Source organism: Paenibacillus albidus (assembly GCF_014644435.1).
Taxonomy (GTDB): domain Bacteria; phylum Bacillota; class Bacilli; order Paenibacillales; family Paenibacillaceae; genus Paenibacillus_AQ; species Paenibacillus_AQ albidus.
The window spans coordinates 81,569-95,967 of the sequence record NZ_BMKR01000027.1 but is presented as its reverse complement, the minus strand read 5'-3'; the positions used below and the strand labels follow the sequence as shown (position 1 = coordinate 95,967).

The following is a 14,399-nucleotide window of genomic DNA, read 5'->3' as shown; positions in this document are numbered from 1 at the left end:
GGCGAACGAAATCTTGCTTCAGGCGCTGAAGGAGAAAGGGACAATTGCTGAATTCAAGCCTAAGAAATCATACGGCACGCCGGTAAAGGCTGATAAGCCGGAGTCCGTGATGCAGATTCGGGAATCTATGGGGCAACCAGTACAACGACGAACATAGAGATTACCGAAGGCGGCGTCCTGTCCGTTACTTCGGAGCAGCCATCCGATAATCCATCCAGATCTACGAGTATTCGGTAGACGGTACATTCCGGAGTACGAACGGGAATACAATGATCAGCTTCGTGACGAAGGAGAATGGCCGCACCTACGTATGGGTTCGTAAATACGTTTCGTTGCCGGGTCTTGGGCAGACGGCTGTATCAGAGTACAACGCCGAGAAGCTCCAGCCCCAAGATCTTCCGGCAGAGACAACAGCGGCATGGATTCAGCGCGACGGCAAGAGGTACTATCTGCTGAATCAGAAGTATACTACGGCGTACTTTCATCATCTGTGGTGCTGCGCTTGCGCTGCATGTGTGGCTAACGGGAAACGATAGTTCATTGACGAAGTCGTTGTCACACTAGTAAAGGTTAGAAATTGAGAAGGAGGTGGCCGTCTGCAAAACTGAATATGAGGTTGGAAATTCACTTAAAAACCGTAGTGAAATACGGGAATACATAGCTCCAAAGACGCCTTTGTAACGTAGTTTGGATGCATTCTCAATATCCTTCAAAACTTGATGGAGATTTGCTAGGCCATCGCGAGTGTGCTCGAAGTGGAATGTCCCTCTGTAGGGCTTTCCGCGCGCTAAAAAGGCTTGTCCATGACTTTCTTCTTTTGAAATATCTAGACCGACAACTGGATTCATTTCATCTCATCTCTCCCTGTAGATGTAGATTTACCGGCATCCCCTAAGGTTCTTCTTGTCGCTCCATAGCATCGCTTGTTATACGGGATCTTACGTCCCAACCAGCCTCAATCATGGTCATGACAAGTAGGGGCGAACACTATAGCGCTCGGGATCAAGTCCCACGGGCAGGTACGTTCGACCAGGCTACCTTAATCCTCTATGCAAATGAAAAAAGGATCAACCAGAAAGAACTGGTTGATCTCAAAATACGAACGGGCAGATTAACATAATATAGCTGTGGTATAATTTGTAAGTTGAGCGAAATTAAAGATTTTGAAAGGGTAGATATTCATGATTTCACTTCGTAAAATCACATTAGAAAATAGACGTGAGTTATTTAAGTTAAAAGTTGCAGATTACCAATCCCGTTTTGTTGCAACCAATCTCTCAAGTATTGCTTCATGTTATATTCTTGATTCCAACGGGGGATGCCCACTTCCCTTCGCCATTTATGCTAATGAAGAGATGGTGGGTTTTGTTATGATTGTTTATGGGATTACTGGTTATGAGGTTCCGAATATCGCTAATAACAATTACTGCATTTTGCGCTTTATGATAAGTGAACAATACCAGAAACAGGGCTATGGTAAGAAAGCTATGAGAAAAATATTGGAACACCTACGCACATTCCCAGCAGGACATGCTCAGTATTGTTGGATACCATATGTAGACGAGAACATAGTTGCTAAAAAGCTCTATGAAAGTTTTGGATTTTGTGATACCGGTGAGGTGATAAACGATAATGAGCATGTAACTGTGCTAAAGCTCTAACCGAAAAAATCTAGCATAAAAGCTCTCATCAAATTTGTTTCAATACGCATTACGCTCCCTCGGGAAGGTTTAGTTCCAATATGTGTTAAAATTGAGTTGTCAGGAGCTGTACTTGCTTTAGTGTCCTTCTTATTTAAGGAATTCTTGAAATTGATTTAAGGGAGGGGAAGAAAATGGGGACGAATTTTACGGCTTTCTTAGGCCATAAGTTAAATAGAGATGAAATTCAAATATTATGTCATGCACTAAATTCTAGATCATTAAAACACATAAATGAATTCATTAACCTCCTGCTCCCACATAACCCTAAGGATAAGGGGAAGCCTTGGACGGTTCATAAAGGAATTGGTGGCACTGTGGAAATCAGTGGACCTTGCGGAATGGAATTTACTTTCTCGGAAAAGGTATGTTATTTTCATCATTATATAAGATGGAGAAGTTTTCTCCTAGATGAGGAGCTCCAGCTTTATTTAAAGAAAGTTACATTCGATTTAGCCAGTTATTTTTCATCAACCTATGCCATTTATGTGCCAGACAATGGCTCCAAAGAATCAGGTATTCTAGACTTTATTTGGGAGGATAAAAATAAAGATATCGATTATATAATGAATTGGCTTCTTGAACGTTGCTGGACACCTAAAGAGAAGATTATCGATATTTATAAGGAATATGAAGATTATTGGGATTCTGAAGGATATTACGTAGATTACTTTAGTGATTTGAAGTAGATTTCTCATTAAACTAACCGGTAACTATAGTGGAATAGCGGTTGCTTCGGCAGCCGTTTTTTATTTGTTCAACTAACAGGCAGGATAGTGTGAATGCCGGACAAGTGGCATGCTGATTGATGGTGGAAACATCTGGTGGTAAGATATGATTATGTCTATACCCATCCTAAACACCAAATTTAATATTCCGCCACTTCGGTCCAATACGGTTCTCCGTAAACGGTTAATCGATAAGCTTCGACATGGTTTGCATCGCAAATTGACCCTTATCTCCGCGCCCGCCGGTTATGGGAAAACAACATTGATTGGCGAATGGATCGCCGATAGCGGGCGGCCTTGCGCATGGTTGTCGCTAGAGGAAGGAGACAATGAACTTACGCGCTTTCTGGCCTGTTTCATCACATCCCTGCAGACTCTTGAGGAGAAGATCGGGGAAGGCGTGCTCGCTGTGCTTCAATCTCCTGGGCTGCCGCCTACGGAGTCGATTCTAGCAGCGCTTCTTAAGGATGCCGCGGCCATGGCTCCTTTCATACTCGTTCTTGATGATTATCATGTAGTGAAATCGAAGCCCATCGACGAGGCCGTTTCATTCCTGCTTGACCATCTTCCCGCACATATCCACCTGGTAATGATTACCCGCGAGGATCCGCTTATTCCATTAGCCCGATTACGGGTTCGAGACCAGTTAACAGAGTTACGCGCAACAGACTTGGGGTTTACTTCCAGTGAAGTCGAAGGATTTCTAAACGGAGTCATGGGACTTAACCTGCCCCCGGACAAAATAGACGCGTTGGCATCACGTACTGAAGGCTGGATTGCCGGCCTGCAGTTGGCTGCGGTCTCTATACAGGGTGATTATGGTACCGGCCGGTTCATTCAGTCTATCGCTGGCAGCCATCATTTTGTGCTTGATTATTTGGTAGAAGAGGTCCTGCAACGGCAACCGGAAGCCATTCAGACCTTTTTGGTAAGGACCTCCATCCTTGACCGTCTGTGCGGTTCTCTATGCGATGCTGTTCTGTCCGATCCCGCGGTGTCAGGCAAGCAACGCCTACTTGATCTTGAACGCCAGAACTTGTTCGTCATTCCCTTGGACCATGAACGACGGTGGTATCGCTACCATCACTTGTTTGCCGAATCATTGCAGAGACGGTTGCAGGATAGTCTCGACGGAAGCGGTATCGCGGAATTGCATAGCCGAGCAAGTACGTGGTATGAAAATGAAGGCTTTGAGATCGAAGCCTTCCGTCATGCCGTAGAATCGGCTGATGTTGAACGCGCCACACGACTGCTTGAAGGCAATGGGATGCCGCTGCATCTTCGCGGGGCAGCAGGATTTTCGCTGAAATGGCTGGAGTCGATGCCTGCCACGGAACTGGATGCAAGACCAGCGTTGTGGGTGATGTATGGTTCAGTTTTGTTGATAACGGGTAAGCCGACGCACGTCGAACACAAGCTGCGGGCAGCGGAGGCAGCGCTGGAGGGCGCCCGGCAGGACGTCCGCGTTAGAGACTTGATCGGACTGATTGCTGCAACTCGGGCTGCAGTGATCTCGTTGATGATGGCCGTAAAGCCTAATGGGGCCAATCTAAAATTACAGGCAGCCGAAGCGTCCATGCAGATGACGGAGCATGACGATAAGACCGATGACCTTATCGGGCTGATTGCCCCTGTAAAGGATGCATCGGTAGAAGAAACCCACGAGATAGACCAAGTCATTTCCCAGTCAATCCGCGCGTTAGAACATCTCCGTCAGGATAATCTCTCTGTTAGGACATCGGCTGCATGGATGTTAGGCGTGGCGTGCCAACGGCGGAGAGACTATGCCGGAGCTCGAAAGGCCTATAACGAAGTTGTTTCGTACAGCCACATGATGGGCCATAAACCGATGGCTGTCCTGTCTCTGATCGGACTTGGTCAAATAGAGGAAGCGGACAATCGGCCCGGTTTGGCGGGGGAATGTTACGAAGAGGCTCTTCGGCTAGCCGGAGATCTGCCGCTTCCGTCTCTTCATGAAGCGCAGGCTGGTCTGGAGCGTGTACGGATGGATCTCCAACCCGGACTGAAGGGCAACCTGATTGAGCCGCTCAGCCAACGAGAACTTGAGGTGCTAGCGCTTATCGCCAAGGGACTTTCCAACCGGGACATCGGTGCGCAACTCTTCTTGGCCGTGGACACAGTCAAGGGGCATAATCGCAGAATTTTTGAGAAACTTCAAGTGCAAAGACGTACGGAAGCGATCGCGTGTGCCCATGCGTTGAATTTGCTCCCGAACCCACATAAACCACACTAAAGTGTCTACTGGCCCCAATGCCCCTTAGCTATAATCCTTGTAACACGAGTTAAGGGGAGATAAGCATGAATAGGAATGCAAGGATGGCAGGGGCACTTTTTCTGGTGTCGACGGGCGCCTACATGATAGGGAGCGGGTTTCTGAATCCCGTTCTTCTGCGGTCCGAATTTCTAGAGTTTTTATATTTGGACCGATCAAAAGTAGTCGCGGGATTGTTGTTGGAGTTGATCAACGCTATAGCGGTTGTGGGGATTGCGATGCTGCTGTACCCTGATTTAAAAAAATATAACGAGGCGTTTGCGTTAGGGTACTTCGGTTCCCGGATAATCGAGTCTGCGATCCTAATTATCAGTTTAATCTTTCCAATTTCACTCATCACGTTGAGCGAAAATTTTACATCGGCGGAAGCTTCAGGCCGTTCTTACCTCCAAACGGTAGCAAATTTAGCGGTAGAAGCTCATTTTATGCTCTTTGAACTGGCTATGATCGTGCTGAGCTTAGGTAGCTTGATATTATGTTATGTTCTCTACCAGTCAAAGTTGGTTCCGCGAGTTTTGTCCGTTATCGGTTTCATCGGGTATGCCGGGTTGTTAACAAGCAGTTGTCTGGCGATCACCGGTCGTGACACCGGAACCGTTCTGTATATTCCAGGGGCAATATTTGAAATTGTACTTCCGCTCTGGCTCATGGTTAAGGGACTTAATCCGCGTGCGGAGAAATCTTGATTTATCAACTAATCTTCTCTTATAAAAGACTTAACGGGAATAATCGGGTTGAGTCATAGAAATGGGCTGAGGATTGGCAAGTACCCATTGCACCGCCAGCTCGCTTAATCTGGCAGGTTGCTCATTGCCAGCGATGTTGCGGAACCGGTTGGCGAGTGCAGCTGCCTCCTGAAGAAAAACGGGTGCTAAAGGCGTCCCCATGCTCAAATGCCGGATCAGTGCATCCAGCATTTTACGGTAATCGGCATCCCAGTTTCCCCCGCCGTTATTGAGTATTTCATGAGACACCCGCCCTGTGATGCGGATAACCTCTCCCTGCACCGTTTTCGCGTGTCCTGAAGCAGGGACGAGAACATCCCACAGCTCCTGGTATTGTGCGGGCCAGGCGGCTGCCGTTACCTTGATGGGAGAGATTCCATCATGTCTCTCCAGTTTCGCTATAGGCTCGACATCAAATTGCCGGTACAGCTCCAGGAGAGCATTTGCAGTTTCATCCAGATGATCTTTATTGTAATTTGTTCTGACGAATTCAAAATCCTTGCCGATTCGCCGCACGGATTCCTTCATCTCCGGCGTGATTGCTGCTCCGGCATCCAGCATAATTCCCGAGATTTCTGCCATGTGGACGATATCGATATTCCGGCATTGCAATAATCCTTTGGCGAGGGGGGTGTTTTTCCGCTTATTTTCTGCATGGACATTTGCACCGCGGACCACCAGATCCCGCACTGCTTTGGTCCGGTAAGAAGCTGCTGCTGAGTGCAGCGGTGTCTCATTCTGGTAATCCAGGGCTTCCAGATCCGCGCCTAGCTCAAGAAGTAAGGGGGTATTTCCGGACCAGGTTGCAGCCTGGGCATGAAGAGGGGTGCGCTTATAGTTGTCGGCAGCGTTGATGTCAGCCCCCTGCTCCACAAGCCAGCGAACCATTTCATCCGGTATTTGCCGGAAGCTGAGGGCGGTACCTTTGCTGTAACCCCCGCGGGCATCCCATTCGCATAGCTCAAATACCTCTTTTAAGGCAGATATATCATTCGTTTTAACCAGCTCGTCAAAATTGGCGGGTAATGTTTTTTTCTTTTTGCCCATATCATTTTTCCGCTCCCTTATTAATAGATAAATAGCAGATAACTTCTTGCAAGTTTATCATACAGGAGAATTGAACACTAATTCATGCAGGAAGAGACTTTCTGACCTGACGAGAAGACCGATTGAAGCCAAGTAGCCTAGAAACCTATATTTACCCACCAACCTTTCGCTCAAACTACGTGAGCCCAAAATGGACAGGCAAATGCCTAAGTTTGCTGTATATGAATTGGTTTTTCATTATTTTGATCCAAAGTTCTTGACTATGACGTTAGGTCATAGTACATAATTCACTCTATAAATACATAACTAGGAGTGAAAGATATGAACATAAAAACATTGCGTTCAGACCAAATTTATCAAAAAATTGCCCAAGCTTCGCCCGAGGAAAAGCTTGAATTATTCAGAAACGAAATGATGGCTCCCTTTATGAAACAATGGCAAATTCAACAGATCCCTTTTAGAGCTGAAGAAGCGAATGGTTTTGACGTCATTACGTTTAATAGTATGATGAATCGGTCCCCTGATCAGATTACCCAGCAGATTTCACCTGAGGTAGAGATGATTTCGTCAGATTCTTTTTGGTTAGAGTGTGAGCACGCTGTAAGGAAAAGCCTCCGTCTATTTATAGAACATGAAATAAGTCTCCCCGTATCCGAATATTTGTTTACCATTCAACTAGGGAATCCGGAAAGCCGTTCCTTAGCAATAAACGAAGGATATAGCGGCTTTGGGGGCATTCCTGGGTTTATCATGTGTACACTTATGCCAAATGAGTATACGATTCCTAGAATGAAGGCTGCGCTGGCGCACGAATGCAACCATAATGTGCGATATCAATTTATTAAGTGGGATCACACCGTTAATTTGGGCGAGTTAATTGTGAGTGAAGGTTTAGCTGAAAACTATGCTACGTTCATGTTTGGAGAAAAATTGCTCGGCCCTTGGGTAACGAAAACAAACGCAGAAACACTTAACAGGCGCATAAAGCCTGTGCTTAGAGAGCAATTGCAATTAACCGGATTTGATAAATTTGCTCCGTATCTTTACGGTGACGAGATCGCGAAACTTCAAAACTTTAAACCGGTCAATATGCCTTTTAGCGCTGGCTACGCTTGCGGATATTATTTAATCCAATATTATTTAAGAAAAACAGGAAAAACGATCTTTGAGGCCACAGTAACACCTGCTGCTCAAATACTAGACGAAGTAAAAGGATTTTGGGATGAAGAAACCATTATTAGCTATTAAAGATATTGTTCAGATTACAGGCATTACAGGTCGGACCCTGCATTATTACGATAGAATTCATTTATTTAAACCGACACACCTGACGGAAAAAGGGTATCGCCTATATGATCGAAGCAGTTTGGAAAAACTTCAAACTATTTTGTTCTTAAAGGAATTGGATTTTTCCTTGAAAGAAATTGCCGGCATTTTAAAGCTGACCAGACAAGAACAGAAACAAATATTAAAGAAGCAGAGACAAACCTTATTATCGAGAAAACAAAGACTAGAAACAATCATGGTAGCTCTCGATGAATACGTTTCGGGGAATGATATTAGTAATTTGCAAATCTTCAGTAGTTCTTCCGTTTTGCCATTGAAAGAACAATATGCAAATGAGGCAAGATTCATTTATGGTGAAACAGAAACGTATAAAGAGTTTAATGAAACATTGGAAAAATTATCACTAGATGATAAAGAGGAACGTTTTCAATCCATGGAGGAAATATTCAAACAAATTGCGTCTTGTGTCGATCAGGATCCTTCCTCCGATGAAGTTCAGCGATTAATTGAAGAGTGGAAAAAAAATCTAATGCAATTCATGACATGTGATGCAGAGTTACTGGCTTGCATTGCCAATACCTACAAATTCGATGTACGATTCAAAAACTATTTTAATCAATATAGCAATGAGGATTTAGCAGATTTTCTTTACGATGCAATCATGCATAATATCAATCGGTAAACATCTCAATGGCTGCTTTTGATTGAACTAAGCGTGCAGAATAATAAAAAGCATAGGAGAGTATGAAGATGATTTCGGGAGTAATTATCGAAGGGATGTCTACCGCAGGAAAAACATCAGTATTTTCTGCAATAAAGAGATTACATAGTCAAATACAGAATAGTGAAAATACTATAATTGCAATAAGTGAACACTATTCGCAAGTATTGCATTCATATCAAGGTGTCTTAAGATCCATGGATAAGGATGAACATATTTCACTTCTAAGTCGTCATGTTGATTATCTTGAACAACAATACGATTGGATTAACTCTCTTGGTCATTCAAAATCATCGAACGGTATATTGTTTCTTTTAGAGAGGTTTCATGCAAATCATAGGGCTGCATTTGAAGCCTCTCGAGAGATTGAGTGGCTTGAAAAACGTCTATCCAGGATGAATGCACAATGTGTACTCTTAACCTTGTCCCAAGATGCTGTTGAGCCTAGGTTTATTGAAAGTCGCGGTGAAGCTTGGAAGTCATATGTAATAGGAGAGTCTACTGCTACTGAAGCATGTGAAAAGTTTTTAGAAAATCAAGAAAAACTTCGAATGTCTACGAAACAATCATTGATTCCAACCTTAGAGATAAAAACAGATGAAGCAGACTGGGATTCTTATGCGAAACGAATTCTTATGGATTTACGCTAAACAATAGATCTAAATAAAGATACTACCTACGGCAGCCGGCCCGACGATCCGGTTGAATCAAAAGAAAAGCATCAACTAACGGGCGGAAAATAAACGTTCAGGACTAATCTAAAATGATGGAGTTCTTGAAGAGATAAAAGCGTTAAATCGCTGATGAAAAGGGGGGCTATAAATGCTAATACGCAACAACTTAATAAACACACCCACACGGCAACTGCTTTACCAGCTGCTGTGTGGGTGTTCTACTCAAACCATTCCCCGACAAGCCTAGTCGTCTATTGCTGTAAATCTATTCTCCACTGTAATATTGGAGAACTTTGCATAGTTCAGTTGCTCAATCTCATTTGCAGCATCATTGCTGTCAACGGCAAATCCGACATATACCGAACCTTTCATAACGATAGTCCGCTCGCCGATCAGCGTCCAATCTTTTCCGTCTGTTGATCCATAAGCATAGAACGTATCTCCCTTACGGCCAAGTTTGAACCAATACCCTTGTTCCACACCATTAATCTTGAACGGTATATCCGGAACAAGGTGAATGCCAGCCTTTTCAGCGGCAGAAGGGCTGTCTAAAGTTTCAGTTAATTCATCAAACTCTTCGCCCTTATGATTTCTTCCCGCCAGATAGGATGACCAGCTGGTATCTTTAGACAACTTCACATAGGAGAGGCCAAGGGCCGCAGCGGCACTGTCTATTTTTAAGTCGTCGCGAATCATCAGTCCTGTGAAGGCGTGGTTGTCAACGGCTCCAATCTCCGCAAGCTTCGCGGTAAACTCCATATCTCCGTCCATTTCCTTATACACGAAGTGAAAGTCGTCTTTGGCAGCATTGTAACCCTCTGAGCGTTCCGTGCTGCCTTCACTTATACCGATTTTTCCGTTACCTTTAACGGTGATCACATCGTCTGTCAGGCTTCCGGAACCTTTAATGTCCGGGTCGCCGATATCTGTGGATGTCCAGCCTTCGCCAGCGAGGGCAGAGGGATTCGTATTGACATGGATGTTGGCAGCGGTGGTCTGTGTCTCATTTCCTTTTGTATCCGTCACTCTTGCAGAAATATAGTGTGAAGCATCCTCTAATCCCTTGATAGTATACGTGTAAGTGCTGCCTTTCTTCACTGCATCCCCAAGATATTCAGATCCATGATATACAGCAACTTTCTTTATTTTGTGGCCGAATTTGGAAGAAGCTTTGATGTTAACTTCGATCTCTTTCCCTGAAATAAATTGTGCATTGTTTTCTGGTGCCAAAAGCTTAGCGTCAGGGTTTTCGGCTGCGTGTTCCATATCAACAAGACCGTTAATATAAAGTTCAAGCCAGGTATAACCGCTGTCTGTAACCGTCTTATATGCATCCGTGATGTCCCGGATGTTATTCTTCTGTTCCCACTTGTCGTCTATGCCGTTGTGATTAGTGTCAAATGGATCATCACGCTGTTCCAGAGCGACGCCAAAGTCCGAGATGTAACCCCCGACCTCATGTTCAGTGTTGATAAATCTTCCCAAGTCTTGCTCTACTTCCGCCACAATTCTTGCATCGATAGCGTCGCGACGCGGATAGGTAGCTCCAGCTTGTTGCAGAATGCTTCGCAGTAGCGGTTCATTCGCATGTTGTATGCCGGAATTTACGTAATCATCAAATGCTTTATTGGTAATACCGTGATTTACTCCTGTACTGTCCGCCGAAAGATATGGTTTGGTTGCAAAGGTCGTCATTTGATCACCACTGTTGACACCGGAGAATTTCACATAATCTGAAGATTCATTCAGCCATCCTGTAAGCTTGCCGTTAATTCTGTTCCCGTTGATGTAGAAACCGCCCAGCTTCGTGGATTCTCCTGCATCAATGACCCTTTGAGTCACGTTATCTCTTGTACCAGGACCGGCAATTTCAATATTGTTCATAAAATTAGTGAAAGTAAAACCTCCGCCATAAGTGCCGTTAAAGCCCCAGTTGTAAATTACATTGTTGGAGAACTGAACAACCGCCACATGATCTGCATCCGCAGCACCTGCATAACCGCCGCCCAGCCTTGGGTTCCGCGAGGTATGGTTCGCATACAGATTGTGATGGAACGTTGTTTTATCTCCGCCTGCAATACCGCCGTAGCCATGTCTTCCTTTGGAATGCCCGGAAAGAGTCAGACTTTCCGAAATGATTGACCACTGGATCGTCCCGTTTTCGCCTCTGTATAAGGATAGCGTTTCATCCGTATTCCAACTGAAGGAACAATGGTCAATGAGGAAGTAGTTGTTGTCCCTGCCCCAAAGCGCATCCATGGAATCACTGCCGCTATATACATTGGCGGCACCCGGACGGAAAGAGATATACCGGATGATGATGTTTTCCGAATCGCTGATATTGGTATCCCAACCCGCAAGGGTAATTCCGTTGCCTGGGGCGGTTTGCCCAGCGATGGTCAGGTTTTTAATATTGTTGAGCCGTAGAGTGCTTTGCAGTTCAATCGTTCCGGAAACATGGAAAACAATCGTACGTCCCTCTGTAGGCGTAGATAAAATCCCATACCGAAGCGACCCTTCAATCGGTTTGTCATTTACAGCGTAATCTTCAAGGGTTGTTACGATATATACGTCGCCTCCCCGGCCACCGCTTGCATAGGCGCCTCCGCCTTCCGCACCGGGAAACGCAACGATTGGGGCACCTGAAAAAGTCTGTTCTCCATTTGCCTGTCCCGCGGCATCAAGAGGCTGGCTTATTAATAATGAAAACGCTACCGAAATACTCAAGAAAACAACTGAAACCTTGCTGATTCCTTTACTGTTCCATTTCATCTTTTGTCGTATAACATGGATACAGCCTTATCACTAGATTGTGATCCTGTTATACTTCCTCCTTCCGGTCAGATGTTGTTGCTACTGCTAATACTTTAAAACTTTAAGAACGTATTTACCTGCCAAAAAAAATATTTTTTGTGCCAACTATTGCTTTTTGGTTCTTGCACTAATGAGTAATTCCATATTATGTTCTTTGTATAGAGGGGAGGAAGATATGAATATTAAATATCAGCATCGTGACCAGGCGTTTCATTCCTTTATTTCTACCAATAACACCTATCCTCTTCATTTACATAAAAATGTAGAGATCACGCTGGTGTTGTCCGGCAAAATCAATATCAACATCAATGGAAAAGATTATGTTTTGTCTGAAGGAGACATGGCGGTCATTTTCTCCAATCAACCTCACAGCTACAACACCATAGAGAAGAACCAGATCCTGCTGATCTTTTTTGATGCCGTATTTCCGGGAGATTTTGCGGGGGATTTGCTTAATCAGGTCCCGGACAACCCTGTTATCCCCAAGCATCAGGTACTTCCAGACCTCCTGACAACCTTATATAAACTATATAAAGAACAATGTGACATTCGTTTGCTCAAGGCGTACACCTCTGTAATATTAGGGCATGCTCTGCCGTTATTGTTAATGAAAAAAGTAGACTACAAGAAAGAAATCGATCTCATTCCAAAAGTTCTTGCTTATATCGACATTCATTTTTTAGATCACATAAATCTGGATGCGCTTTCAAGAGACCTTGGCATCAGCAAATCTATTATTTCCCGGATCTTTTCTGAACAGTTCCACATCTCATTCCGAGATTACATCAATGGGCAGCGGGCAGCCTTTGCTCACATGTTGTTGTTATCTACTACCCAGCCGGTCACAAATATCGCGTTTGATTCCGGATTCAACAGTTTGCGTTCTTTCTATCGTGTTTTTAAAAAGGAATATGGGATAACCCCCAATGAGTTCCGCCGAAAGGGTTTTACCACCACATGATATAATCTTTACAAAGATGGATAAATAGATGTGTGGTTCGAAGAGAATAAAAACGATGCCCACGGTACTAAAGCAGGAGACCTTATTGCCGAGGCTTATGACAAAAGTGATCCTAGCCTGGCTATTCAAGTCCAGATGCACCTAGATATACCGGCAAGTTTGAAGATGACTTTAACAAAGGTGTATTCGAATTGATTGAAATCCGCGCGGTGTGCGGATTTTTTGTTTTGCGCAGGTTGAGACAAGGAGATGTACCCATTCACGGGGAACTAAACTCCATTCAACTGGTTCTTATTTAGTGCTTATCTAAAAACATTCGTTCAATATTTGGACATAAATATGAAAATAATGTTTGACTTTACTAAGTTTATCTCATAACATCTGTTGTATGAACCAGATATGAACCAATAAGGAAGGTGGGCTGAAATGAAATCTGTCATTTCCTTGAAAGGCAAGGTTGAAATCCTGGATATCGATGAACCTTTAGTTGAGGCAAATTACGTGAGTGTAGAAACCATCTATTCTGCTATCAGTTCGGGAACGGAACTACTTCTGAAAAACATCAAGTCCGAGAATCCCATTCAGCTTGGTTACAGCGCAATGGGAGTTGTCAGGGAAATCGGGGAGGGTGTCACTCATGTGCAGAAAGGACAGCGTGTCGCTTGTTACGGTTCTCCATATACCAGACATGCGGAAATATTGGCTGTGCCTAAGCATTTAGTTGTTCCGCTTCCTGACACATGTACATCGAAAGACGCAGCATTTGTCGGGCTTGGTGCGATTGCTATTCACGCACTTCGGCAAGCCGATTTACGTTTTGGAGAATCAGTTGTTGTAGTTGGACTCGGGATATTAGGTCAAATCGCAGGCCGAATTGCTGATATATCGGGTAACAGGGTCATCGGGTTTGATCTGTTGGCAGAACGCTGCACCAAGCTTTCGGAAGCCATCAGTGCACAGGTGTATGACCAAGTGGAAGATGTAAGCAGAGCTGTTGTCTCGTTAGACCAGCATCAAGGAGTTGATGCCGTCGTTATCTGCGCAAATGGCGCCAATTCGGGTATGATCGATCAGGCACTGCGTTGGATTCGCGACAGAGGGAGAATCATTATTGTAGGCGATGTCAAAATGGATTTTGACCGAGAGTTAATGTTTGCCAAAGAGGCACAGATTCTCATTTCACGTGCTGGTGGGCCTGGGCGGTATCACGAAAGTTATGAAAGTAAGGGTGTTGATTATCCAATTGGATATGTGCGTTGGACGGAAGGACGCAATATGGCGGAATATATTCGCTTACTCGCAGAACAACGGATTTCTATCCAAAGACTTATCACACATGAATTGTCGTTACTGTCCATGACAGAAGCTTACGAAATGCTTAGTAAGTCACCGCGGGATGTACTGGGCGTCCTCATTGATTATGGAAAGGTGTAATCTCTTACAACTAGT

At 44.4% G+C, this 14,399-nt stretch carries 12 protein-coding genes and 1 pseudogene; 10 read left to right on the top strand and 3 right to left on the bottom strand.

Annotation, left to right across the window (positions count from 1 at the left end; genetic code table 11):
- The first annotated feature begins 281 nt into the window (after positions 1-281).
- Complete coding sequence (locus tag IEY53_RS36155; protein ID WP_373293923.1) at positions 282-536, top strand: hypothetical protein; 255 nt, start codon at positions 282-284, stop codon at positions 534-536.
- Between the two features lie 57 nt (positions 537-593).
- On the opposite strand, the pseudogene IEY53_RS24520 reads toward IEY53_RS36155, so the two are convergent.
- Positions 594-848, bottom strand: a pseudogene (locus IEY53_RS24520) (IS110 family transposase); the annotation flags it as partial.
- Positions 849-1,181: 333 nt separating this feature from the next.
- Here IEY53_RS24520 and IEY53_RS24515 point away from each other — a divergent pair.
- The 4 genes from IEY53_RS24515 (at position 1,182) to IEY53_RS24500 (ending at position 5,407) form a co-directional block, all read left to right on the top strand.
- Complete coding sequence (locus IEY53_RS24515; RefSeq protein WP_189029698.1) at positions 1,182-1,661, top strand: GNAT family N-acetyltransferase; 480 nt, start codon at positions 1,182-1,184, stop codon at positions 1,659-1,661.
- Positions 1,662-1,834: 173 nt separating this feature from the next.
- Positions 1,835-2,389: a hypothetical protein gene (locus tag IEY53_RS24510; protein ID WP_189029696.1), complete on the top strand. Its 555-nt coding sequence runs from the start codon at positions 1,835-1,837 to the stop codon at positions 2,387-2,389.
- Between the two features lie 151 nt (positions 2,390-2,540).
- On the top strand, positions 2,541-4,682 hold the full coding sequence (locus tag IEY53_RS35310; protein WP_444544133.1) for a helix-turn-helix transcriptional regulator: 2,142 nt from the start codon (positions 2,541-2,543) through the stop codon (positions 4,680-4,682).
- 65 nt (positions 4,683-4,747) lie between these two features.
- A complete protein-coding gene (locus IEY53_RS24500) occupies positions 4,748-5,407 on the top strand; it encodes a DUF4386 domain-containing protein (protein ID WP_189029695.1) in 660 nt (219 codons plus the stop codon).
- Between the two features lie 30 nt (positions 5,408-5,437).
- Here the strand turns inward: IEY53_RS24500 and IEY53_RS24495 are convergent, their stop codons facing one another.
- Positions 5,438-6,493, bottom strand: a complete 1,056-nt coding sequence (locus IEY53_RS24495) for an ankyrin repeat domain-containing protein (protein ID WP_189029693.1) — start codon at positions 6,491-6,493, stop codon at positions 5,438-5,440.
- Between the two features lie 321 nt (positions 6,494-6,814).
- Between IEY53_RS24495 and IEY53_RS24490 the strand changes: the two genes are divergently transcribed.
- From IEY53_RS24490 to IEY53_RS24480, 3 genes are all read left to right on the top strand, one after another.
- Positions 6,815-7,741 (top strand): DUF2268 domain-containing putative Zn-dependent protease, encoded by a 927-nt coding sequence (locus tag IEY53_RS24490; protein ID WP_189029691.1) that lies wholly within the window; start codon positions 6,815-6,817, stop codon positions 7,739-7,741.
- Complete coding sequence (locus IEY53_RS24485) at positions 7,716-8,462, top strand: MerR family transcriptional regulator (protein WP_189029689.1); 747 nt, start codon at positions 7,716-7,718, stop codon at positions 8,460-8,462. Before IEY53_RS24490 ends, IEY53_RS24485 begins: the two co-directional genes overlap by 26 nt.
- Before the next feature lie 68 nt (positions 8,463-8,530).
- The gene (locus tag IEY53_RS24480; protein ID WP_189029687.1) at positions 8,531-9,151 is read left to right on the top strand and encodes a hypothetical protein; all 621 of its coding nucleotides are present in this window, start codon (positions 8,531-8,533) and stop codon (positions 9,149-9,151) included.
- A gap of 267 nt (positions 9,152-9,418) precedes the next feature.
- Here the strand turns inward: IEY53_RS24480 and IEY53_RS24475 are convergent, their stop codons facing one another.
- Positions 9,419-11,947: an Ig-like domain-containing protein gene (locus IEY53_RS24475; protein ID WP_189029685.1), complete on the bottom strand. Its 2,529-nt coding sequence runs from the start codon at positions 11,945-11,947 to the stop codon at positions 9,419-9,421.
- A 217-nt stretch (positions 11,948-12,164) separates the two neighbouring features.
- Between IEY53_RS24475 and IEY53_RS24470 the strand changes: the two genes are divergently transcribed.
- A complete protein-coding gene (locus IEY53_RS24470) occupies positions 12,165-12,950 on the top strand; it encodes an AraC family transcriptional regulator (RefSeq protein ID WP_189029683.1) in 786 nt (261 codons plus the stop codon).
- A gap of 426 nt (positions 12,951-13,376) precedes the next feature.
- Complete coding sequence (locus IEY53_RS24465; protein ID WP_189029681.1) at positions 13,377-14,384, top strand: zinc-dependent alcohol dehydrogenase; 1,008 nt, start codon at positions 13,377-13,379, stop codon at positions 14,382-14,384.
- Positions 14,385-14,399: the final 15 nt, after the last annotated feature.